This is a genomic window from Caballeronia glebae, assembly GCF_001545035.1.
Lineage (GTDB): Bacteria > Pseudomonadota > Gammaproteobacteria > Burkholderiales > Burkholderiaceae > Caballeronia > Caballeronia glebae.
Window position 1 is genome coordinate 19343 of the sequence record NZ_FCOJ02000045.1, and the last position, 24010, is coordinate 43352.

Sequence of the window (24010 nt, forward strand, 5' to 3'; positions counted from 1 at the left end):
ATGTCACGGCGGGCGCACTCGTGCGCGCTGCACGTGTTCTGCCACGTCCTCTTCGAGATGTTCGCGTGCCGATCGAGGGCGACGGACACCATTAAATCGTCGCCCTACGTCAGGAGGAAATCGTGAAACGCGATATGAATCGCGTACTGGCAATATTGAAAACTTTGGAGGGAAACAAGACTCCTCATCTGAGCGAATCTGACGTTGAAGCCGCGCTCGAGGCAGCGTTCGATTTCCCCGACCGAGAAATCGGGTATCACTTGAACTTGTTGGCCGATGCATATTTCGTACGCTCGACGGGTAACGACTGGCGTGACCGGGGCCCCCCACGATGTTGAAGGCGGAGGTTCTGAACGCCTTCGAAGCCCCCTGAAATGGGGTTGAGTTCCCTAAACGTCATTCCGCGTTCATGAACGCGGCACGTGAGCCAGTCGAGACACAGAACCACCAGAGGGTTCTCGCGGTTCGCCGAAGCGCGCACCGTTCCACAACACGACGAGCGGGCGTGACGGTCGAGTCATCTGGTTTCATAACAACTCCCCGGGCGACCATTCTTGGGCAGAAAGCAGCATGGATCACTTCAGTGACGCACTCGTTCAATATCATGATCGCAGTAAGCACCGCGTCAACCGTTACGCTCCTGGCCCCCATGAATTCGACTGGATGGCGCAGCCAAATCCGTATCGGGAGTTTCACGGCGCACCCCGCGTGAATCTGCCGCTAGCCGCGGACACGTTCCACACTCGTTACAACGATGTGCGCTGCGGCGCCCTGCCGTTCGCATACAGAATTGATCTGCGTAATCTGTCGATCCTTTTCGAGCTGTCGTTGGGCTTGTCGGCATGGAAGACTTATCGCGCTACGCGTTGGGCGCTGCGCTGCAACCCTTCGAGTGGCAACCTCCATCCGACCGAGGGCTATTTGCTATGTCCGCATTTGCTTGGTCTGCCCGCGGGCATCTACCACTACCTGAGCCGAGACCATTTGCTTGAACGTCGCGCCGCAGTCGATGACTCGCGGTGGACCACGGCGTTCGCGGGCAAAGGTGTTCTGGTCGGACTAAGCTCGATCCATTGGCGCGAAGCATGGAAATACGGCATGCGGGCGTGGCGCTACTGCCAGCACGATTGCGGCCATGCCATCGCCGCGGTAAGTTACGTAGCGGCCGCTTTGGGTTGGCAAACGCGGCTATTGGAGGCGCCCGCGGACGACGAGGTGGCGCGGTTGCTCGGATTGGACCGCAGTGAGGATTTCGGGACCGCCGAACGAGAGTCGCCGGATGTTCTGCTCTGGGTCGGCCATCCTGACGGACGGCCCGATATCGATCGTATGCTGTCTGCTTCGGACGCGGCGGCGTGGTACGGATGCGCGAATCAGTTAAGCGCGAAACAGGTACGATGGCCCGATATCGATTCGATCCGTATCGCAACGTTCAAGTCCCGTACCCGGGAGCTGAGCACCGCCTCTGCCGAGCGGCGCCGGTTGCCAGCGGCGCCCGCCCTTGACCTCAGTTTCGCGCAGGTCGCTCGACAACGCCGTAGCGCTGTTGAATTCGACGGCACGACGAGCATCACCAGCGCCGCGTTTTTCGCAATGCTCGAATGCCTGATGACGTGTTCTGACACACCGCCGTGGAATTCGCTCGTCTCTCCCCCCGCGGTGCATCCTGTGCTATTGGTGCATCGCGTCGGGGGATTGGAGGCTGGCCTGTATGTGCTGGTTAGAAATCCGGAAGCATGGTCGAGCCTGCAGGCCTCAATGCGTCCCGAATGGCTATGGGAAAAGACGGGACCGGACCACCTGCCGCTCTATTTTCTGCTGCCATTCGATTTGCGTGCATCTGCAAAGTGGATCTCCTGTCATCAGAATATCGCGGCCGATTCCTGCTTCGCGCTCGGCATGCTGACGCGGTTTGCAAGCGCTCTGCAGGAACCCTGGCGTTACCGCCATCTATTTTGGGAATGCGGCATGCTCGGCCACGCGCTCTACCTCGAAGCCGAAGCCGCTGGAGTACGCGCTACGGGGATTGGATGTTTTTTTGATGACGAAATGCACGCGCTGCTTGGGCTCAAGGATCACGAATGGCAAAGCCTTTATCACTTCACAGTCGGTGGCGCGGTGGAAGATCAACGCTTATCCTCCGAGCCACCCTACCAGCGTCAGAGGTGAATGCCCCACAACTTCTACTAGCGACATACGCCGCGATGGTTAGTTAAACGCTTCTTTCCGGCCACCACGGTCGCGGTCATTGTGCTTGGCCCGGGTAAAGTCGCTCATCAGCGACTCGTAAGAGGGTGTCGATCGTGTCGCCGTCGCGGCCGATTCGGAGACGCCGAAACTGACCGTAACGGAGACGATTCGCCCGGTCTCGACGTAGGACGCCTCCGCGGCCACGGCGCCCCGGCCGCGCTCGGCGATCGAACGAGCTGCATCGCACGGCTTCATGCGGGAGCACCATAAACTCTTCGCCACCAACCCGCGCCACGCGGCATCGGGACGAATAGCGTCGAGGCATTTCTGCCGCTTTCTCGCAATAACGTGCCGGGTATCGTGTGCCAACTTCAGCCTACATTCAGTTATCCTACAGAGCCATACGAGAAGATCGCTACTGGAGCTCGCAGTGCCAACAGTGCTCATTGAAAGACAAATGCACACCAAGCACCGAACGCCGGGAATGCGCTGGGAGCGCGAAGGATTGCGAAGGGATGCAGGCCGGCGTGATCTCGCCCCGGACATGATGCGCATCCGAGGACAGACTGTCGACCATCCCTTCGGCACGATCAAGGGCTGGATGGGAGCGACTCACTTCCTACGCGCACGATCGAACGGGTGAGCGCAGAGAGGAGCTTCCACGTGCTCGCCTACCACATGAAGCGGGTTATCAAGCTTATCGGTTCGGAAACGATTACGAGATCAATGCAGGCGCGAAGCCAGCGCGGGGCGGATGGGTGCTTGCAATATGTTCCATTCTGAGCTGGACTTTTGAACCTTCGTGGTGCCGCAATCGAAATGTCGCACTCTGCCGCCGAGACAGCGTGTCGTCAGATTACCGACGTCCATGCGTACACGGTCTGGGCCACCAGAGCAATGCTCAAAAAACGAGCACCATGTGGTTGTGGCACGGTTATCGCAGGGTCGCGCGAATCTTCGACACATCCGCTTTGTCTGACTGTTGGTCTCCGCGCTCTTCATCGGGTTTTGCATCCACTTGCGTCGTCTCAACTGCACTAGCAAGGACCGCAAGCGCGGATATGGCGGTCAACAATGCAAAGGCATCGACGGGCTTCTGCAGGAACAGATTGTGCGAGTCAGAACTGCACAAGCCGACGAATGAGGCAGCAAGAATCACTCCGTGCCGTGCGAAGCCGTCGCACGCTGGCCGATCGGCACTCGAGGCGTCGCGCGCCGTCGCGATCGTGGGTCTCGCACTCGACTTCACATCGATCGACCCGATCAAGGCGCTGTTTTGGAGCGCCCTCATCAATGACGTCGCAGCGGTGCCGATCATGGTGCTGATGATGCTGATGGCGTCGAATCCGAAGGTCATGGGCACGTTTCTCACGCCCATGCCGCTGCGGAGACCCGGATGGTTTTCAACCGGGGTGATGAGCCCCGCCGTAATCGCGATGATCATTTTCATCTCAAAGGTCATTCAGATCGGCACGCGGTAGCCGTAAAATTCGTGATCCTCGTTGTAGCCCCCCTGGCCCGCGCCAAGATCGGAAAAGTCGTGCACGAACTCGATGGCGGCAATCCACTTGACCATTTTGAAACCGAGTTCGTTCTCGCAGCGCAGCCGCAACGGGGCGCCATGCAGCACGCTCAGCGGCGCGCCGTTCATTTCGTAGGCGAGGATCGTCAATTCGTGTCTCATGTTGGCGATGCTGTGCACGTCGTAGTAGCGTCCACCGTCGGCGCCGTCGGCCAGGGAATAGAACACCGCGTAACGGGCATCAACGGTAGGCTTCACCACATCAAGGAGATGACGCATCGGAACGCCGCCCCACCTAGCGACGCCTGACCATCCCTGAATGCAGAAATGGGTGGTGATCTGTTCCTGCTTCGGCATGGCTTTGAGCTCAGCATAGGAGAGTTCTGCCGGCTTTTCGACGAGCCCATCGATTCTCAGCCGGTAGTGCGCAAAACCGTCCTCTACGAGCCGGTCGAACTCGTCGGAGGCTGGCATCGTGCCGTTGGGCCAGAAATACGGTGAGATGTCATGTTCGGTGAGTTGGCTCGTCGGATCCCACCACTGCGTGACGTTATTGAATGGCCGGGCCAGGAACGCGCCGATCTGCTGAACGCGACGCGCATGACGAAGCGTAAACGGCGACGCCAGCCACCAGGTGACGGCCACGAGCACCATGGCCATAACGAACATCAGCACGCCGCTCCAGTTGCCGCCGTTCACGCCGGCAAACATCATGTTCAGATTCACGCGTGCACCCGTGATAAAGACCAGCGTCACATGCGCGAGGATATAGAACAGGAACCAGCACAATGCGATGAAATGGATCGAACGCGCCCGCTGCCGATTAAACGCCCGGCCGATCCAGCCGAGCCGGTTCGAAATCGCCGGGCTCTGCATGAAGCCCGTGAGGATGGAGGTCGGCGCCGCGACGAACACTGTTATGAAATAGGTGATCTGCTGGAGGCTGTTGTAACGCAACCAACTCTGATCAGCCGGGAATGTAAGCGACAGATACTGAACGGCGGTCGAGGCCGCGTTGGGAATCACTTCCCATGTCGTCGGCACCAGTCGCAGCCATTGGTCAGTCGTGAACAGCAGGATGTAAAAGATGATGCCATTGATCATCCACAGGAGTGTGATCGAAAAGTGCCACCATCGGGCAAGACCGATCGAGTGACGGATTCCGGGAATACCCAGCCACGCGGGAAGCGTCACCGAATCGTCCTTCGCGGTCCACACCCGGCCGGCGGGCACCGCCTTTTGAAATCGAAACCATTCCGTACCGGGCGTGCAGTCGCGCTTCCAGTACAGTCGCGGATGGTCGGCGAGAATCTGAAGTCCCGCGCGAATGATGAACGCCATGAAAAATAGGTTCAGGAAATGCTGCAGCCTGAGCCAGGCGGGGAATCCCGTGTTGACGGCCACCGCGGACAGCGGGATACCTGGGTAGCGCACCAGGAACACTTGCACCGCCGGGACCTGCCGCAATCCTTGCGCGATGGCCACGCCCATTACAAGCAGCACGAACGCGAGCGGCAATGCCCACAATACGTTGACCCAGCGCTCACCGATCCGCATCTGGGGCACCACCCCTTCCTGCGGCGGCAGCCAATGATTCAGCCGAACACGGTCGTCCGCGTGGCTGAGTTGCGACCTTACGGGGTCATGCTTGGGCCCCGGGTGATTATGTGTCAACCCATCTCCTCTTTGACGTCACCGAAACGACCGTTCGGGGACCGCGCTGCGACCGCCTTGATTCAAGTTATCCGATCGGCCAACCATGTCTTGGCGTCATGTCTTAGGTTTCAATGTCCGGTCGCCATTGAACGATGACGAACGTGGGCAACCTATTCAACGACCGGCCGAGCGCCAATACTGTGTCCCGCCATGCCTTGATTTCGTCGAGCATTCGCGGGGCGTGGCGCTTTGCGGCTCGCCAGCGTCTTCTGTGATCTATGTCCCCGCAGACCGCCGGAGCTCCGCGCAACCATCCAGATCTCGCTGCCATGGCCACGGCAGCGTCGGGCCATCGCGACGATGATGATCATCCGGGCCTAAGTTCCGGCATCAAGCGCCTATTGGTTCCGGCGTCATCCTCAGATAGAGCAAGAAGGGCTCCGTGTTATTCATCTGAGAATCACATTGTTTAGGCGGTTGTCGTTCCATAAGGCCTACGATGCCGCCACGCGGAAATTACTGAGCTTGGAAATCGACAAGCCGACGCCAGTATTCGTCTTGCCGCCCTTCGGGACTTCCCTCCTGCTGCCACAGAATGTAGGCCCGCTCCCGAAGATGCTGATCAAGTGCGCGATGCCAATACTCTTCCGCGCGCCCATCAGGACACCCGTCCTTCTCCCAGAGCAGGTACGCGCGCTCGCGAACAGCCTGTTCCAAACCGAGCCTCGTTTCCGAGCTTCTCTCCAGGTCATCGCCGTAGGGAGCCATCTGACCACCCCGATCCGTATGCATCCTGGCCGTCAGAGTGCCGAGTTCAACGTCAGGAACAAGCCGCCCGTGCGCTGCTGCTTCAAGCGCCTTGGCTTGATATTCGGAGTCGTCGGCGACGGCTCTCGACTCACTCAAGGTAATCGGGTACGTGTGCAGCACGGTGCCGTTGCGACTTATTACGTCAACCAATCGTTCCTTCATGACTGCCTTCCTAGTATTCGTCCGTTTGGTGTAAGAGTCCGGACGGGTCTGCCGGGTCGTTCTCGATCGCGGCGCTGTCGAGTGTCGCGGTTTTTCCTGACTTTGAGCGGGCGTGCCCCGTCGAAGAAAAGAGGCTCACTCAAAGGGGCCAAGCAACACGTCGATCGCCGCTCGCCCACCGGATAGGACCATCGTTCAGCGGAGGAGCCGTTGCGCAGTGGTCCGGCTTCCGCGCCGGCCGAGTACTTCGAGGTTAATGCGGCCCTTGGCGAGGGCACCGCGGCCTTCATTAAATCGAGTATCGATTTTGCGGACCGCGGACGTATCGACTTTTGGCGATTTCAAGTACCTGTTCGCGAAATTCGTCGAAGGCCGCCAAAAAGGACCGTTCGTCGGATTCCAGTGGGGGTTGCAGGCCGTTGAGCGTTCCGCGGTCCACCTGGAAGGTGATTTCCCTGGAATCGTCATATCCCCAGAAAAGCACGCAATGCCTGGCAGCATCGTAGCTGCGGCTCGGATTCGGAAAATGGAGAGCCACGATCAGATTTTTCATCCCGGTAGCAGGAAATCGCCACTTGCTAATGGTGGAATCGCGGAGCGAGTAGCTGATGTGCCTGTGGACAGGCCCGCTAGCGTCCTCAGTTTTAAGAAGGAAGAGCCGCGCCCGACGGTCCGGGTTGTAAGCGGTCTCATTCTCCGCGAAAGGAATTGCCGCGTTGGTATCTAATCGCATACCTGCCTCTCAAACCAACCGACGGCGCGAAGGCCGTCTACTCACTGTACACCTTTGCCGCCGCGTGAAATCGCTTTATTCCATCCCATTCCCAGAAGGAGCATTGCCATCGGGCGATCCCCACCATCGATTACCGTCGATACAGGGGACGATCTAAAACCTAGTCGCAATTGGGGCTCATCCTTACATGTAGGCGGAACACTGGCGGAAGTTCTCAACTTTCGTGCGAGTCGACCGGATTCCGTCGAGTAAGCAGCCGCGTCGGCCCGACCCGCATGGTCCCTGTGTTGGCGACCCTCGTCGTGGACCTCGCCAATGCGTCGCGCGAGCGTCCTTCATCAGGACGTCTCGCCCTGTCAAAGATCCGCGATGAGATGCTTGCGCGACGAGTAGTTCAACCCTCTCGCGCAGCATGAGGAGGACTTCGCTTTCGAATCACGGGTGCTGCTGGAAAAACGGCTCGTTGGGCGGTTACAGGTGGGGCGACGAAACGAGGGCCGGCGCGTATTCCTTCCACGCCCTGACTGTTTCAGTGATCGACGCCCTGAGACGGGCGCCGAGAAAATGCTGAGCTGCCTACTGGCCAATCAACAAGGTCAATTGAATCTTCGGCAGCTTTTCCAGCAGGCTGTCCAACCACAGCTGTGCACACTAGCGACGCGGCGGCTTGTCACCGCCGTTGCCGCTTCGGGGATAACAAAAACCCATCGGAATAATCGCGACCTGCGACTCGTCGTGAAATGTGGTCGCGTCGATCCCGAGCAGGGTTCCGAAGACGGTCGCCGCTCGCGTCGTCCCACGGGATGCTCGATGCGTGCACGCGCGCCCGGCGCCTCTCCGACAAGCAGGATGCGCGCGTCGACTCCCGCACGCACGATCGGACGAGGCCCGAGTGGCAGGTGCGGCACACATGCTTGACAGGCACGCACGTCAACCAAAACGCATCGAGCGAAGAACGCGAGTGCTTATTCCGGACACTTCATTTCCAGGTCATCGTCATGAAGTTTGCGTCGCTCACCAGCGAACCCCCACAAGCCCTCCGACGAAAGATGTGATATGGCCACCTCGTCTCTCCTTGACGTACAGGCCGGTCAGGACAACTACCGTGTGTGGATCGCCGGCCTGTCTGCCGTGCGTGTTGCCATAGTATATTCCGCACGACGCCGGAAACCTGGACCGTGGCGGGAAACGGATAGCGCGCAACCGGTCTATCGCCAGATCCACGCCGGTGGGTCGCTAGCCGGAAATGACTGGTCGGAAGCCATATCGACCGTATCCAGCGCAGGGAAAGACGGCTCCCACTGCTTCAGGCCGTCCTGTTGCTGACCGGCTGTCCGACGGGGGCGCGTCTGCCGCATACCGGCGACCGGCCCGGGTGTCAGTCGTGGGCCGTGTGGATGGGCAACGGGTCTCATGGTCGGTCTCTAACGGGTTTCGATGAACTCGCGGACGGATTGGCGTCGACGCAGGCGGGTTCGCTCGCAAAGTTCAGTTGTGCGCCGACTCACGCCTGGCGTCTGTCCGGCGCCCGACACTTGCGCGGTCGAGCAATGACGTTGGGCCAGCAAGACCTGGAGGTCAGGTCGCGTGTCGCGCGCGGATTCGATCGACAGCAAGCACACGATAGCGGAAATGTGCCCCGGCATCACACCGCCCGGCGCGCGAGCATCGATCGGATCTGGCCAATTGCATACGCGGGGTTCAGGTTTTTTGGGCAGATGTCGGTGCAGTTCAGGATTGTGCGGCAACGAAAGAGCCGGTACGGATCTTCAAGATTGTCCAGTCTCGCCTGGGTGGCCATGTCACGCGAATCGACGAGAAACCGGTAGGCCTGCAGCAGGCCAGCCGGTCCGACATACTTGTCCGGATTCCACCAGTACGACGGGCAGGCTGTTGAACAGCACGCGCAGAGGATGCACTCGTACAGGCCGTCGAGCTGGTCGCGCTCTTCGGGACTTTGCAGGCGCTCCCGCTCCGGGGGCGGCGTATCGTTGATCAGATACGGCATCACCGAGTGATACTGGTTGAAGAACGAAGTCATATCGACGATCAGGTCACGGATCACGGGCAGGCCGGGCAAAGGCCGAAGGACAATCCGCAACGGCAGATCGTTCATGTTAATCTGGCATGCAAGACCGTTCCTGCCGTTGATGTTGATGGCGTCGGACCCACAGATGCCTTCGCGGCACGAGCGCCGTAGCGAAATCGATTCGTCGACCGACTTCAGCCTGACGAGGACGTCCAGCAGCATCCGGTCGCGCGGATCGACGTCAACCTCAAACGCCTGCATACGCGGCCTAGTATCCGTCTCCGGGTCATACCGGAAGATCTCGATCACGCGGCCATCACTCATCGTGCATCTCCACTTGTGTTCCGGATTCTGAGCGGATCGTGCAGCTCATGGCATTTCGCTGTCACGGATCAATAAGGCAGCCGGCGAGCTGGCTGCTTTTCACTCTCATCGTCAATGCCCGCCGGAGCCGCACGCTACGCTGCAATGACCCGATGGAGCTGGGCAAATCGCTCATCCGCTGGGCCTTCGAACAGAGGGTCCGGTTGTCCGCCCGCATCAGCACGCTCGATGGCATGCCAGTCGGCATCGTCGAGGTAGCGTATCGCGGCGGGAAACAGCGTCAGCTCTTCGACAGTCATGTTATGCCGCAGTCGCTCCGCGTAGAGACGGACGTGGATTTCGACCAGTTCCTGGGACATGTTTTCTTCACGGGCCGCCGCTTCCAGATCCTGGAGCAGTTCGTGACCCTGCGAAATCAGTGTGACGTGTTGCGCCTCGATTTCCCGCGCAAGCTCGCCGGACAAGGCGTTCTTGCTCCGCAGTTTCTCCACGATGCGATCTTCGATCGCATGATGGGCCACATCGGGAAAGCGTGTCAGGTAGTAAAGCGCATCCACCAGCAGCGCGATGTTCGGTGCTCCCGGATCGCTGCGCAGCGACGGCTCGTCGTTGAGCAGCTGCACCAATCGTCCCAGTCTGCCGTGTTCGGCCTGCAGGCGCTCAATGACCGTGGACATGGGGCGCCTCGTCTTGGTTTTGGTTCATACCCATATTCGCCGCGTTCGTGTCGAGTGCCAGCGCCGAATGTGAATACGCCGCGCCAGCACGCATCTCGGCCGCGACCCAGATCGCCTAATCTCCTCTCCGGTCGCGCCGCTTTTCAGAGCGGCCGCCGTGTGGCGTATGCAATAAGAGCACTGGATCACGTGGGCGACGGCCACGGCGATCAGCTGTTTCGTCTTCGCTGCCAACCCACATCGGCAAAGACGCTGTCGCTGAATGCCTTGAACGCGGCGAGTGGTCCGGACGCAAATTGCCTGCGCCTTGCTGCGATTGCGGGGTCTGACCGCGAATACATTTCTTGTTAATGGCCTGGCTCCCAATGCTGATCAATGACAGCGCCCCAACGTGGACGCATGATTCGCCCCGTGCCCAAACGCAGGTGACGCTCGCAACTTGGTGGCGGCCGTCGGGCGATGCGCCCGCGCTCATCTGACACCCTCAGGACTTCGGATCAACCCTTGCTGATCTTCGCCTTGTAGCCTGCGTCCTCGAACGCAACCAAGAATTCCTCGGCCATCATCCAGGAGTCGACCTTGACGTTTCTGGCATCAACGTCGACATCGACTTTCGCGTCAGGGTCGACCGCGCTGATGGCCCGGGCGAGGGTCTGTGCGTCCCAATCACCCGTCATCTTCTCCACCTCGAATTCAATATGTTCGAATTCCATGCGCGGCTCCGTATCTTCAGGCTATCGACCCACAAACGTTATTCCACCAGCGGGGGCATCTCGGAAACGTGCCGCACGGGGTACTGTCAATTCGTGATGAACTCATCCAAGGTCGTCAGAGACGTACGACGCTCAATTCTCTTGTGCATCTTGGACGGTCGGTAAATCAATTGAATTTAAACTATGTCACAACGTGATCTATAGTGGAATGGATCGGAGCACCAGAAAAGTGCGCAGTTTAATTTCCGGCAGTGCCCGCGCACCCTCACATCAGTGCACTGCACGTAAAGCCGAACGGAGGGCATCCAGCATGACAACGAGATACAAGGCTGGCGATCTCGTGATCAGGGCGTTGTCCTGGAGCGCCGTCATCAATGGCGTTACATCGGTGCCGATCATGGTGCCACGATGCTCGGGTCGATCGACGTGAAATCGAGCGCGAGGCCCACGACCGTCGCGAGCAAGATAACCCCGTAGAACGGTTTGTCCAGTTGCGGTTCGAGCGCGAGGCTGTTTTTCCACCCGAAGGTGCCGGCCATCGCATAGGGGCCGAGGCGGCCAGCGCGAGCAGCCCCGTGCCGATGATGCCGAGGCTGAAGAGCAGAGCGCGAGCCCGCCGGCGATCGGTTTCAGCACGGAGGCACCCTGCGCCGAAGTCTGGATGTCGGTGATGTGGTGGGCATGCAGCGTGATCGCAGGGCCCCGCAAATCCGAGCCGCAGCGGCATGGAAACATCGATCGGGATGGCGCTTTCCAATCTCATTGCGTTTTTCATCACGCTGACTACCTTGTGGAGGATTTCTCGTCGGCGCCTGCTGTGCTTTCTTCCATAGGACGCGTCAACAACTGGTGCGCCCCCTCGGCTCTTCGAGGGCTTCTTGCAGAGTGCGGCGCCGGAACGAAGGCATCACGCTGCTGCAATATCTGCTCCTTGTGCATATTCGCGGGCACCCCGGCCTCAATTTGCGGCGACCGCGAAACACGGCGGCTCGTTGACAGCAACGCCTCAGAGAAAGGATTCTAATGTCTGATGTCCGGGAAAAGGTCGCGCGCGTGTGCTACCGTCGGCCGAGCGAATGAGGCCTCCTCTAACCTGTCGCGATCGCGGCGACCGGTCACTTTTCTCCCGTTCCGCACGAGGATCGCGTCGGACGAAGGGATCTTTTAGGCGTCTTAGGAGTGTGGCGCGGTCGGCCATGACCGTGTCTCACGGGCGGCTAAGGCGGAGTATCCGTTTAGCGATTCGACAATTCAACCAATCGACTCAAGCCGGGAACGCTCCCGTAGAAAGGTAGCGATCGCCCCGATCGCACACGATGAACGCAATCGTCGAGTTCTCCACTTCGTGAGCAATCCGCAGCGCGACCGCGCACGCGCCACCGGCTGATATTCCACAGAAGACGCCTTCAACCGCCGCAAGTTGGCGGGCGGTCACTTCCGCGTCCGTTTGGCTAACACACTCAGTTCGGTCGATCCGATGCGCTTCAAAGAAGGCGGGAAGATACTGCTCGGGCCATTTTCGTATGCCCGGAATACGTGCCCCGTCTTCTGGCTGCACGCCGACTATTTGCACATCGGCGTTTCGCTCTTTTAGATATCGGCTGACACCCATGATCGTTCCGGTCGTTCCCATCGCCGAAACAAAATGAGTAACGGCACCCGTTGTGCCGTTCCATATTTCGGGGCCGGTGGTTTGATAGTGAGCGAGAGGATTGTCTGGGTTCGAAAACTGGTCCAGTACAACCCCACGTCCTTCACGCGCCATCTGCTTAGCTGCGTCACGAGCGAACTCCATGCCGCCCTGGACCGGAGTTAAAATAAGTTCAGCTCCGTACGCTCGCATACTCTGGCGGCGTTCGAGCGAAACGTCCTCCGGCATGACGAGCATCATTCTGTAGCCGCGGCAGGCAGCCGTCATGGCGAGTGCGATGCCCGTGTTGCCGCTTGTAGCCTCAATCAACACATCACCGCGGCATATCTGTCCGCGGCGTTCAGCTCCTGTGATCATCGACAACGCAGCGCGATCCTTCACCGAACCCGCTGGGTTGTTGCCCTCAAGCTTGCCCAAGATGACGTTGTTGCGCTCCCGAATTGACTCATCGAGAAGCCGTACGAGTCGAACTAAGGGGGTCTTCCCTATGTTCTCGGTGATTATCGGATAGATCATGTGCGGTAGGCTCAAGCAATCGGCGGCACGGTTTCGGCGGACGGACGTGTCCCATTCAGAATTATTTGCATGCGCGCGCCTTTAGGAACGGACGCCGCGTTATGCATTTCTCCACTGTCGGGTGCACGCAGGTCAACCGACAGCTAAGCGGTCGTCGTTAGACGGCCGTCGCGCCTCTACGCACCCAACGGGCCGGAACTTGCTGGGCCATCTCAGTCATTATGTATCACAATGTGATATAAAACCAACGAGTTTTGCGTTTCTGTTTTGAGCCGAATGCCGACGAGCCGTCGACTGGGGTAACTACCGTCGCGGATCGGGTCGAAGGCGCGTGTCGTTGGGCGCATCGTTTTGAAGGCCAAAGATGGCATAGAGCAGCTTTCTCCAATTTATTCGTTGTCTCGAAAGCCACTTTCGCAGACGCGAAAACAATCGCAGCGCTCTTGATCGTCGGCGCGCCGCTGGCAGCGCGCCGAGACGCCTTCGCCGCTCGGAAAATGGCAATATTCGGCCGGCGTTCCGCTGAAACGATGTTTAAGACAAAGCGTCCCGACTGGGAAGCCCGTGTGGGCGTTGGGGCCGCCTGTCGGCCGCCCCTATTAGCAACGTCTTGCAAGTCAAGCGATATGAAGGCGCGGATTCCAGTTCACGCTATGTTTTGCGAGCGCGTTGATGATGGTAAGCAGCTTGCGCATAGCGGCAACCAGCGCGACTTTCTTTCGATTGCCCACGACATTCAGGCGCTGGTAGTAGGCGCGCAACACCGGGTTATGTCGCACCGCGGTCAGCGTCGCCATGTAGAGCGTGCTGCGACACATCGGCGCGCCCACCCCAGATGGTTCGCTGCCGTCGCATGAGGCCGGAATCCCGATTGAGTGGCGCGACGCCCACCAGCGCGGCGATGCGTCTACGATCGAGCTTGCACAACTCGGGCAACTCGGCCAGCAGCACGGCCACACTGCAGTCTCGGACAAGTCCGTGCGCGCGCACGCAATGATTCAAGCGAGCTCATCGGGACCTCCAGCAAGTTGGTCATACAATGGTGTCGAGCCGGTGAGGTTGGACCGGCGCGTCATTCTGGCGCACGTGCGGCGACAGGCACATGGCAAGAGGTCGTGGCAGTTGACGCGCTTCACGGCGCCGCTCCACGCGAGGCGCACAGCGTCGCGGTGCGGCACGCTGCTTTCGAGCGCATCGCCATCTCAGCCCCGCAGTTGCGCGGCGCCGTAACGATCGAACGCGCGCAGCAGCGCCGCCGTGATGGTGTCCAGATTCGCACTGCATTCGGCCGCGCGACGCGATAGGGCTTGTTGAGCCAGCTGACCCGCAATGCCGATCGCCTCTGGTCGAACGTGGCTACAGCCCCCACAAAATGTCTTCGTCCTGTCGCTGGGCCTGCCGCAACATATCGAGGAATGGAACTGCACGCTGGCGCAGGCCCGTAGCGGTACGCAGTGCGCTGTCTGCACCGGTCATATGAAAATTCGGACCATGTTCTTCAGCGGTTTTCGCATCATCGTCGAGGGTGGCTTCAAGGCGGGCGATCGCTGCGGGCATTTCGTCATGCACAATAACGCCCCTTTCACCGAGTCGTTTGCCAATCGCCCCGAGAAGGTAACCCGCCAGATCGCGCAACATTACGACATCCGGCGTTGCTTTCGATTGAAATGTGACAAGCATGGTTGTCCTCCCTGTGGTGATCTCCGCCGTGCGAAGCCTCGCTCGGCGTCAACGTTAGTTGAGTCTCCCCAAACCTGTTCTGAAATGACGACAACCCCCGCCTCACTTGAATATATCACATTGTGATGTATAGTGAATATCAAGCGATGCAGAAAGGAGGTGCATGATGCTGATTAATAGCAACTTCGAGGTCGGCTTTCTCCTGGTTGTATTTTCTTTGCTAGGCGTCGTTCTGATTGGCTCGATGTTTGCTGCGCTGCATCTTGAACGTTGGCATCCGAGATTGGTTGGCGCGACAGTGGGTGCCCTTGTCGGGTTGGCGGTCATTGAAGCTACGACGATGATCACCTGAAGGATCGCGGCCGCACGTGAAAAATTGAGCGGGCGTCGTCAGTTTGTGACGGACCGCCATTCGTCGCCGCAAGGTTCTACCGTCCTCGCGCGCGGATGATAATCATCACCTCCCGTGCCGGAGCTCACAATGGCTAGGCACGCAGTGGAACTGCGATGCCCGTGTATCGTGCCTGGCGACCCATGAGCGGCCTTTAACGGTCGGGGCCGGCGTCGCGTGCCCAGGCTCGGCATCCGGAAAGACTCCGAACGACACGTCCCTCTCGAGTAGGATTGCGGTAAGTCGAAATTCGGTTAGCCGCGAGTCTACCGAAAGCAAGCGCGCGTGCGTGTGCCGCAGCAAGTCGCTGTAAATCAGCGTCGGCGTTCTCAAGTCGCGGATGAGCAACAGCATCTAGCGCCGCTTACCGTTGGCATTCAAGCAACCCCCTGGCTTCGCGAAAACGGCGGCGAGCGGTTCCTATTTTTGACGCAGGGACGTATCGCAGGCGTTGCCGGCAGCAAAGGCTTGAAGATGCTGTGGGCGTGGCGACAAGTCGCGCTAAGATTGATCATGCTCGGATCGCGTGCATCGGTGCGACGCAGAGCGCTTTGTTTACCAAAATCATTGCCTTAAATTGTTCGCCGCGCGGTGACGAATTTATCCGATTAACGTCGATTAACGAGCAGAGGATTTTGTATGCTTCAACGGTGGTAGGCCGACGTCGTGACGCAAGCACTTGCTCTTGCCAGTATCAAGAGATGCAAGATATCGGTCACGGATCGCCTCAATCTAGCGGGCATGGGTCGCGTGCGAGTCTTGATAACAAATGTGACTCTGCGATATAGGCGTATCTGACAGACTTTGAGGCCTCGGAATGAACAAGCTTGCACGTGAGGCGACGCATAAACTGAAGAAAACCGACTTCGAGCAATTGTCCGAGTTTCGTTTTCAAATGCGGCGGTTTGAGCGGTTTTCAGAGAATGCCACGCACGAAGAAGGCATCACCCCGCTGCAATATCTTCTGCTTCTGCATATTCGCGGATTTCCTAATCGCGACTGGGCAACCGTTGGCGAACTAGCAGAGCGGTTGCAGGCGCAGCATCACGGCGTCGTTGCGCTCGTGTCGCGCTGCGAGGCACTCGGTCTGGTAAGACGCCAAGTCAGCGACACCGATCGGCGGCAGGTTGAAGTGCATCTCGAGAAATCTGGGAACGAGATCCTCGACAAGCTCGCGCAGTTGCATCGCAAAGAACTGAAGTTACTTCAAGGTGCGTTCCAAGTTCCGCAAATCAAATACTAGGCATCAAGGACACAAACTCACGCAACCGCTTGCTGCGGGCGCATCCGGGGAGCGCGCCGTCCGTCGCAAGCTTATTGTCACACTGTAAATCTTGCGTCGTACGCCGTTCGAACGGCTTTGCGCCCGCTGCAGCGACGCGCGGTCTATGGACGGCGGTTACTTGCATTACATCACAATGTGATATTTTGCAAAGTTTTGAAAAATTGCCCGAACACGTCGCCGACTTCGTCCGTTCCGATGTCCGCAACGTGCGACGAAAAGGGAGCGAAAGGAACCTCATTTTTGACCGGGCTGCCTTTGTCTGAATGTTTGGTCCTCCTCTGGTCTTGCGTCGTGCGGACGGTACCGGCGAGCCGTTTATCTGGCCGCCAGTTCGCACCTCCGTTCGCGGTTCACCTGACTGTCCGCGTGCAAAAGAGGCACGCACTTTGCGCTGTCTTCGTCTCAACGTTCAGCGAGCAATCTACCGCCCCGCAGACGCGGGGCACGTTTGCCTTACCACATGGTGCGCTTCTTGGAGACACTCTCATGTCTGCGACCGTCGGTGACTTTCTGATTGATCGCTTGCACGCGTGGGGCGTGCGGCGCATTTACGGCTACCCCGGCGATGGCATCAACGGAGTGTTTGGCGCCCTCAATCGTGCGAAGGGAAAGATCGAGTTCATCCAGGTACGTCATGAGGAGATGGCCGCATTCATGGCCTCCGCGCATGCCAAATTCACCGGCGAACTCGGCGTATGCATCGCCACGTCGGGACCGGGCGCTTCGCATTTACTTACTGGCCTCTACGATGCACGCATGGACCACATGCCGGTGCTTGCCATCACGGGCCAGCAGGCCCGCGCGGCACTTGGTGGTCACTATCAACAGGAATTGGATCTTCCCGCGATGTTCAAGGATGTCGCGGGTGCCTTCGTACAGCAGGCGAGCGTGCCATCGCAGATTCGCCATCTCGTCGATCGCGCGGTGCGCATCGCGCTTTCGGAACGCAAGGTGACGGCGCTCATTCTACCCAATGATCTGCAAGACCTCGAATATGAGGCGCCGGGCCGCAAACACGGCACGCTGCACTCCGGCGTCGGCTATCGCAAGCCAAAGACGATGCCCTATCCCGACGATTTGCAACGTGCCGCCGAAGTCCTCAACGCCGGGAAAAAGGTTGCGATTCTCGTCGGCGCGGGCGCACTCGAGGCCACGGACGAGGTGATGGCGGTTGCCGAAAAACTTGGAGCGGGCGTTGCGAAAGCGCTGCTCGGCAAAGCTGTGTTGCCCGACGATCTGCCGTACGTCACCGGCTCCATCGGCTTGCTTGGCACCGAGCCAAGCTACAAGCTGATGACCGAGTGCGACACGCTGCTCATGATCGGCTCGGGCTTTCCGTATTCCGAGTTCTTACCGAAAGAAGGCGCCGCGCGCGGCGTGCAGATCGACATCAAGGCCGACATGCTATCGATCCGCTATCCGATGGAGGTCAATCTCGTCGGCGATAGCGCTGAAACCTTGCGTGCTCTGTTACCCCTCCTGCGAGCGCAGACTAATCACGCATGGCGCAAGGATATCGAAGGCTGGCTCGGCGACTGGTGGAAAACGCTCGAGAAGCGCGCGCTTGAACCCGCAAAGGACGGTGTTAATCCGCAGCGCACGGTCTGGGAGCTCTCCCCACGCGTGCCCGCGAACGCGATCGTCACCAGCGACTCGGGTTCATGCGCGAACTGGTATGCACGCGATCTGAAAGTGAAACGCGGGATGATGTGCTCGCTATCGGGTGGCCTCGCGTCGATGGGCGCGGCCGTTCCCTACGCGATCGCAGCGAAGTTCGCGTATCCCGAACGGCCCGTGATTGCGCTCGTCGGAGATGGCGCTATGCAAATGAACAACATGGCCGAACTCATCACTGTCGCCAAGTACTGGAAGCAATGGTCCAGTCCGCACTGGATCTGCATGGTGCTGAACAACTCGGACCTGAACCAGGTCACGTGGGAACAACGCGTCATGGAAGGAGATCCGAAGTTTGAGGCCTCGCAGGATATTCCTTCAGTGCCTTATCACAAGTTCGCGGAGCTCATCGGCTTAAAGGGCTTGTACATCGACGATGCTGAACGCATGGCGGCCGTGTGGGACGAAGCGTTCGCGTCGGATCGCCCGGTGGTGATTGAAGTCAAAGCTGACCCAAATGTGCCGCCGCTGCCACCCCACATTACGCTGCACCAGGCAAAGGCGTTCGCGACGACCCTGATGAAGGGCGACCCCGATGAGGGCAACGTGATTCTCGAAACCGCACGGCAAGTGCTCGGCGCGGTGTTACCCGGGCACAAGAATACCTAACGGACGGGTGACGCGCCATGATCTTGACTAGACGGGATGCCGCGATCGAGACAATTCGTGCGCGTGCCTACTCGATCCCCACCGACAAGCCCGAAGCCGACGGCACGTTCGCGTGGAATGCGACGACGCTTGTCATCGTCGAAGTCGTGGCGGCGGGCAAGACGGGCATCGGCTACACATACAACGATGCGAGTGTGGCGAAGTTGATCGAAGCGACGCTCGCGCCGCTGCTGATTGGCGACGATGCATGGAACATCAATGCGCTGTGGTTGCGCATGTTTCAGCACGTACGCAATATCGGCCGCTCCGGCATTGCAGCGACGGCGATTTCAGCGATCGACTGCGCGCTATGGGACGTGAAAGCTCGTCTGCTTGATGTTCCGCTCGCGCGATTGCTCGGTGTAATGCGCGAACGCGTGCCGCTCTACGGCAGCGGCGGTTTCACCACATACAGCGACGACGAAATGCGCGAACAGCTTTCGCACTGGGTTTACGAGGACGGGTGCCGCTGGGTCAAGATCAAGATCGGCAGCGAGCCGCCGCGCGATCCGCATCGTGTGCGTGTCGCGCGTGGGGCCATCGGTGATGGTGCGGGTCTTTTCGTCGACGCGAACGGCGCGCTCGACGGCAAGCAGGCGCTCGATTACGCGCAACGCTTCTCCGAGCAAAATGTCGTGTGGTTCGAAGAACCGGTTTCCTCCGATGACGTCGCCGGGCTCGCTGCGCTGCGCAACGCGCTGCCCGCACGCCTGGAACTGGCTGCGGGCGAGTACGGCTACACGCAGGACGACTTCCGTACGTTGCTAGCCAACGAGGCCATCGATGTCTTGCAAGCGGACGTCACACGCTGCGGCGGTATTACAGGCTTCATGAGCGTGGCCGCACTGTGCGACGCGTTTCATCGGCCGCTCTCCGCCCACTGTGCTCCGGCGATGCATCTGCACGTTGCATGCGCGGCGCCGCGTCTACGTCATCAGGAATGGTTTCACGATCACGTTCGCATCGAGCAGATGCTGTTCGACGGCGCGCCGCGCGCGATTGATGGCGCAATTGCCCCAGACCTGTCGCGGCCCGGCTGCGGCCTCGATTTCAAGCATGCTGACGCGCAGTGCTATGCGGTTTAGAAACAGAGCACAACGATGAACAAGACAACGACCGTCGGCATCGCCGTGGCATGCGGGCTCGCCGCGCTGATCGGGACCAGTAAGCGAGCGAACCGTCGTGCGCCTGCGCAAGCACATGTCGATACCGCGCGCACTTTCAACCACAGTTCCGCGATGCTTGCCCTCTCCGTGCTCGCGGACAGCGCGATGGAGCACTATCGCGGCTCCTTCGACAACCCGGCGATGTACACGCCGATCGTTGTCTCGACACTGTCTCTGCTCGCCGGCCTGCATGGTGGGCGCGATCATGAGCCGCAGCGTCATCCAGTCCGCAATTCGGTGTATGTCGGCACAGCGCTCGCCGGGCTCGCAGGCACCGGATTCCATGTGTACAACATCACCAAGCGTCCCGGCCAATGGAGTTGGCACAACCTCTTCTATGCGGCGCCGATCGGCGCACCGATGGCACTGTTGCTCTCAGGCGCGCTCGGCGCGGTCGCCGAACGCCTGCGCGATGAACCGCAGCACGAGCCGCGCCTCTTCGGCATGCCTGCGGGCCAGGCGCTGGCGCTGCTCACGAGCGCCGGACTCGTCGGCACGCTGGGCGAAGTCGCGCTGCTGCATTTTCGCGGCGCATTTCAAAACCCGGCGATGTACGCGCCTATTGTGATCCCGCCCATTGCTGCGGCGCTGCTCGTGAACACCGCGATTGGCGCACCCCGATCGCGCTGGTTCACGCGGCTCTGGCTGCACATGACCGCGGCGCTCGGCATCATCGGTGTCGGATTTCATGCGCGAGGCATCGCGCGTAATCAGGGTGGATGGCGCAACTGGAGCCAGAATCTGTTCAACGGCCCCCCACTGCCTGCGCCGCCAAGTTTTTCGGCGCTCGCGCTGGCAGGACTTGCTGCACAGCGCCTGCGGGAGACCGAGCGATGAATCTTCCTCGCTATCCCGAGTACAACGTGCTGGACAAACGCGACACGCCCTCGTGGGACGACGTCACGCGCGCAGTCATCGACGAGCGGCTCGCAACGCCGAGAGAGCCGCGCTTCTTCGATGCCGTGCAGTGGAACGCGGTGCGCGCGCTCTGCGCGTGCATTGTGCCGCAATGCAAAGGAAGAGACCCAAGAAACGATTTTGATCGCGATCCCGTACCCTTGGCCGCGCTGCTTGACGCGAAGCTCGGCAAAGGCGGCGGTGATGGCTATCGCGATGCGCGCCTTCCGCCGATGTGCGACGCATGGCGCATCGGCCTCGCCGCACTCGACGCCGAAAGCCGAGCGCGTCATGAATTGCCCTTCGCTCGCATCGACGATGATGCGCGAAGGACGTTATTGAGCGACATGCAGCACGGCAAGCTGAGCCACGGCGCGTGGCAAGGCATGTCAGGCGAGCTTTTCTTCAAGGAACGCGTGCTCCACGACATTTGCGGCGCTTATTACTCACATCCACATGCGTGGAGCGAGATCGGCTTCGGCGGCCCCGCGAATCCGCGCGGCTATGTGCGCATGTACTTCGATCGGCGCGATCCCTGGGAAGCAGCGGAAGCCGAGCCCGGAAAAGAACGCGAGGCGCGCAAGGAGAATCGCCGTGTCCGATGATGCCCTCGAGGTGCCGCGCGGCAAACACGGACGTGCACCGGATGTCTTTCACAAAGGCGCATGGCTGCCGATGCGCCAATATGACCCGGACGAAGCGGTCGACTTTGCGATTGTCGGCACCGGCGCCGGCGGCGGCACGCTCGCGTGCCGTCTCGCGGAAAAGGGCTTCAAGGTGGTCGGCTTCGATGCGGGCGCGTGGTGGCGGCCGCTCGAAGAGTTCGCCTCGGACGAAACGCATCAATCCAAACTCTTCTGGACTGACGAGCGCATCTGTGATGGTGAAAATCCGCTCAAGCTCGGCAACAACAACAGCGGCAAGGCCGTTGGCGGCAGCACGGTGCACTTCGCGATGGTGTCGCTGCGCTTTCGGCCCGAATGGTTCAAGTCGAAAAGCGTGCTCGGCTACGGCGCGGACTGGCCGCTCGACTGGCGCGACATGTGGCGCTACTACGGCGAAGTCGAGCAGGCGCTGAAAATTGCGGGACCCGTGACCTATCCGTGGGGTCCGAAGCGGCCACGCTATCCGTATCGGCCGCACGAACTGAACGCTGCTGCGCTCGTGCTCGCACGCGGCTGCGAGGCGCTTGGCATCGACTGGACAGAGACGCCGCTCGCGACCGTTTCCGCGCCGCGCGGTGAGGCGCACCCGTGCGTTTATCGGGGCTTCTGCGTGTCTGGCTGTGCCACCAACGCCAAGCAGAGCGCACTCGTCACGTGGATTCCACGCGCTGTTCGCGCCGGTGCCGAAATCCGTGATCTCGCAATGGTCGGTCGCATCGTCATGGGCGACGATGGCCGCGCGACGGGCGTCGAATACTTCCGCGAAGGACGCTGGCAGTTTCAGCGCGCGCGCCATGTCGTGGTCGCAGGTTACGCGATCGAAACGCCGCGTCTGTTGCTGCTGTCCGCGACCGACCGCTATCCAGACGGGCTCGCGAACAGCTCTGGACTCGTCGGAAAAAATCTGATGGTGCAGACCAATCAGGCCGTGTGGGGCACGATGGACCAAGAGATCCGCTGGTACAAGGGGCCGCCGTCGCTCTCTCTGACCGAGCACTGGAATTACGAGGACAAAGGCAAGGACTTCTTTGGCGGCTATTGCTACATGAGTCAGGGACCGTTGCCCGTGGCGTGGTCGGCCACGCAAAACGGACGTGGTCTGTGGGGACAGGCCTTGCTCGATGAGATGCAGAAGTACAACCATCAGGCGGGCCTGAAGATCGTCGGCGAAACCCTGCCGCAGGAACGCAATCGCGTGACGCTCGCTGAGGAGAAGGATCAGTACGATCTGCCGATCGCGCGCGTGACGTACTCACTGTGCGATAACGACAAGCGGCTCATCGCCCATTCGCTCGATTTCATGAGCCAGGCGCTCGAAGCCGCGGGCGGGCGCGATGTCTGGCGCGAAACCGACGACACCTGCCATCTAAATGGCACCGCGCGCATGGGCGATGACCGCGCGACGAGCGTCGTCAATGCGGACTGCCGCAGCTGGGACATCGACAACTTGTGGATCTGCGATGGCTCCGTGTTTCCGACGGTGGGCGGCGTCAATCCCTCTCTGACGATTCAGGCGATCGCACTGCGCACGGCGGACCGGATTGAAGCTTTAGCCGCGCGCGGAGAACTATAGCTTGAGTCTCATGACCCGTCGCAAGAAGAATCACGATAAGGATAGGGGGTGCGTATGAACAAGCCGCAAATTGTGGTCATTACGGGCGCTTCGGCCGGTGTGGGGCGTGCTACGGCACTCGAATTCGCGCATCGTGGCGCCGACGTTGCACTCATCGGCCGCGATGAACAAGCGCTTGAAGGGACGGCGGCCGACGTGCGGGCGCTGGGCGTGCGAGCCCTGACAATCCCTCTCGATACCAGCGCGACAGGTGCACTCGACGATGCGGCGGTGCAGGTTGAAGCCAAGCTTGGACCCATCGATGTCTGGGTCAACAACGCGATGGTCACCTCGTTCACACCCTTTGCCGAGATGCTCGAAGCAGACTTCAAACGCATCACCGACGTCACCTACCTCGGTTTCGTGTGGGGCACCATGGCCGCGCTCAAGCGCATGCTGCCGCGCGATCGGGGCGTGATCGTGCAGGTCGGATCGGCATTGGCGTATCGCTCGATCCCCCTGCAATCCGCCTACTGCGGCGCGAAACACGCCATTCGAGGCTTCACCGATTCGCTGCGCTGCGAACTGCTGCATGCGAAGAGCCGCATTCATTTGACGATGGTGCAAATGCCGGCCTTGAATACGCCGCAATTCGATTGGGCCAAGTGTGAGTTGCCGCATGCCCCGCGTCCGGTTGCGCCTATCTACGACCCCGAAGTTGCGGCGCGTGCCATCTACTGGTCGGCCACGCACCGACGGCGTGAGCTATGGGTCGGCGCACCGTCGATCAAGGCGATCGTCGCAAATATGTTGTTTCCGGGGTTACTCGATCGGTATCTGGGACGCACGGGCTATGACGCACAGCAGGATCCATCGCTCGGTTCGAGCGGAAGGCCCAACAACCTATGGGAACCGGTGAGCGCGCTGCATCGCATTCGGGGCCGTTTTGAGCAACAATCAAAGCATGCGAGCCCGATGCTTTGGGCCGACACGCATCGTGGCCTGCTGGTAAGCGGAGCACTCGCGCTTGCCGCGTGTCTAGCATGCGCCGTGCGGCGCCGGAGTTAGT

General features: G+C 60.0%; 20 protein-coding genes and 4 pseudogenes. 10 read left to right on the forward strand and 14 right to left on the reverse strand.

The window, feature by feature from the left end:
* The first annotated feature begins 570 nt into the window (after window positions 1-570).
* The gene (locus AWB82_RS25800) at window positions 571-2169 is read left to right on the forward strand and encodes a nitroreductase family protein (RefSeq protein ID WP_086972199.1); all 1599 of its coding nucleotides are present in this window, start codon (window positions 571-573) and stop codon (window positions 2167-2169) included.
* 39 nt (window positions 2170-2208) lie between these two features.
* On the opposite strand, the gene AWB82_RS25805 is transcribed toward AWB82_RS25800, so the two are convergent.
* Complete coding sequence (locus tag AWB82_RS25805) at window positions 2209-2445, reverse strand: hypothetical protein (protein WP_086972200.1); 237 nt, start codon at window positions 2443-2445, stop codon at window positions 2209-2211.
* 140 nt (window positions 2446-2585) lie between these two features.
* Here AWB82_RS25805 and AWB82_RS39355 point away from each other — a divergent pair.
* Window positions 2586-2973: pseudogene (locus AWB82_RS39355) on the forward strand (transposase); the annotation flags it as partial.
* A gap of 151 nt (window positions 2974-3124) precedes the next feature.
* On the opposite strand, the gene AWB82_RS37735 reads toward AWB82_RS39355, so the two are convergent.
* The 13 genes and pseudogenes from AWB82_RS37735 to AWB82_RS25880 all read right to left on the reverse strand — a co-directional run bounded on the left by AWB82_RS37735 (window position 3125) and on the right by AWB82_RS25880 (window position 14663).
* Window positions 3125-3640 (reverse strand): hypothetical protein, encoded by a 516-nt coding sequence (locus tag AWB82_RS37735; protein ID WP_159462625.1) that lies wholly within the window; start codon window positions 3638-3640, stop codon window positions 3125-3127.
* Between the two features lie 12 nt (window positions 3641-3652).
* Window positions 3653-5386, reverse strand: a complete 1734-nt coding sequence (locus AWB82_RS25820) for a molybdopterin-dependent oxidoreductase (protein WP_086972201.1) — start codon at window positions 5384-5386, stop codon at window positions 3653-3655.
* Window positions 5387-5884: 498 nt separating this feature from the next.
* On the reverse strand, window positions 5885-6340 hold the full coding sequence (locus AWB82_RS37290; RefSeq protein WP_143756853.1) for a DUF2934 domain-containing protein: 456 nt from the start codon (window positions 6338-6340) through the stop codon (window positions 5885-5887).
* Window positions 6341-6629: 289 nt separating this feature from the next.
* Entirely contained in the window at window positions 6630-6893 is a 264-nt protein-coding gene (locus AWB82_RS25830) for a DUF1488 family protein (RefSeq protein ID WP_086972228.1), read from the reverse strand.
* Between the two features lie 615 nt (window positions 6894-7508).
* Window positions 7509-8014: pseudogene (locus AWB82_RS38495) on the reverse strand (uracil-DNA glycosylase family protein); the annotation flags it as partial.
* 704 nt (window positions 8015-8718) lie between these two features.
* Complete coding sequence (locus AWB82_RS25840; RefSeq protein WP_086972202.1) at window positions 8719-9426, reverse strand: succinate dehydrogenase iron-sulfur subunit; 708 nt, start codon at window positions 9424-9426, stop codon at window positions 8719-8721.
* A gap of 134 nt (window positions 9427-9560) precedes the next feature.
* A complete protein-coding gene (locus AWB82_RS25845; RefSeq protein ID WP_086972203.1) occupies window positions 9561-10103 on the reverse strand; it encodes a hemerythrin domain-containing protein in 543 nt (180 codons plus the stop codon).
* A gap of 24 nt (window positions 10104-10127) precedes the next feature.
* Window positions 10128-10307 carry a hypothetical protein gene (locus AWB82_RS25850; protein ID WP_327345504.1) on the reverse strand — a complete coding sequence of 60 codons (180 nt, stop codon included), beginning with the start codon at window positions 10305-10307 and terminating at the stop codon, window positions 10128-10130.
* A 293-nt stretch (window positions 10308-10600) separates the two neighbouring features.
* Window positions 10601-10816, reverse strand: a complete 216-nt coding sequence (locus AWB82_RS25855) for a heavy-metal-associated domain-containing protein (protein ID WP_035510333.1) — start codon at window positions 10814-10816, stop codon at window positions 10601-10603.
* Window positions 10817-11229: 413 nt separating this feature from the next.
* Window positions 11230-11512 (reverse strand): annotated as a pseudogene (locus tag AWB82_RS25860) (divalent metal cation transporter); the annotation flags it as partial.
* Between the two features lie 568 nt (window positions 11513-12080).
* On the reverse strand, window positions 12081-12983 hold the full coding sequence (cysM, locus tag AWB82_RS25865; protein WP_086972204.1) for a cysteine synthase CysM: 903 nt from the start codon (window positions 12981-12983) through the stop codon (window positions 12081-12083).
* A gap of 617 nt (window positions 12984-13600) precedes the next feature.
* Window positions 13601-13946: pseudogene (locus AWB82_RS39360) on the reverse strand (transposase); the annotation flags it as partial.
* 393 nt (window positions 13947-14339) lie between these two features.
* Window positions 14340-14663, reverse strand: a complete 324-nt coding sequence (locus AWB82_RS25880) for a DUF1840 domain-containing protein (protein WP_086972206.1) — start codon at window positions 14661-14663, stop codon at window positions 14340-14342.
* 166 nt (window positions 14664-14829) lie between these two features.
* On the opposite strand from AWB82_RS25880, the gene AWB82_RS25885 reads away from it, so the two are divergent.
* From AWB82_RS25885 to AWB82_RS25925, 8 genes are all read left to right on the forward strand, one after another.
* Window positions 14830-15015, forward strand: coding sequence for a hypothetical protein (locus tag AWB82_RS25885; RefSeq protein WP_086972230.1), 186 nt, complete (start codon window positions 14830-14832; stop codon window positions 15013-15015).
* An 856-nt stretch (window positions 15016-15871) separates the two neighbouring features.
* Window positions 15872-16297: a MarR family winged helix-turn-helix transcriptional regulator gene (locus AWB82_RS25895; RefSeq protein WP_086972208.1), complete on the forward strand. Its 426-nt coding sequence runs from the start codon at window positions 15872-15874 to the stop codon at window positions 16295-16297.
* Window positions 16298-16825: 528 nt separating this feature from the next.
* Entirely contained in the window at window positions 16826-18622 is a 1797-nt protein-coding gene (locus AWB82_RS25900) for a thiamine pyrophosphate-requiring protein (protein ID WP_086972209.1), read from the forward strand.
* Between the two features lie 17 nt (window positions 18623-18639).
* Window positions 18640-19746, forward strand: a complete 1107-nt coding sequence (locus AWB82_RS25905; protein ID WP_086972210.1) for an enolase C-terminal domain-like protein — start codon at window positions 18640-18642, stop codon at window positions 19744-19746.
* Between the two features lie 15 nt (window positions 19747-19761).
* Window positions 19762-20664 carry a hypothetical protein gene (locus AWB82_RS25910; protein ID WP_086972211.1) on the forward strand — a complete coding sequence of 301 codons (903 nt, stop codon included), beginning with the start codon at window positions 19762-19764 and terminating at the stop codon, window positions 20662-20664.
* Window positions 20661-21329, forward strand: a complete 669-nt coding sequence (locus tag AWB82_RS25915) for a gluconate 2-dehydrogenase subunit 3 family protein (protein ID WP_086972212.1) — start codon at window positions 20661-20663, stop codon at window positions 21327-21329. Before AWB82_RS25910 ends, AWB82_RS25915 begins: the two co-directional genes overlap by 4 nt.
* Window positions 21319-22962 carry a GMC family oxidoreductase gene (locus AWB82_RS25920; protein ID WP_086972213.1) on the forward strand — a complete coding sequence of 548 codons (1644 nt, stop codon included), beginning with the start codon at window positions 21319-21321 and terminating at the stop codon, window positions 22960-22962. Before AWB82_RS25915 ends, AWB82_RS25920 begins: the two co-directional genes overlap by 11 nt.
* Window positions 22963-23016: 54 nt before the next feature.
* On the forward strand, window positions 23017-24009 hold the full coding sequence (locus AWB82_RS25925; protein WP_235023437.1) for an SDR family oxidoreductase: 993 nt from the start codon (window positions 23017-23019) through the stop codon (window positions 24007-24009).
* Window position 24010: the final 1 nt, after the last annotated feature.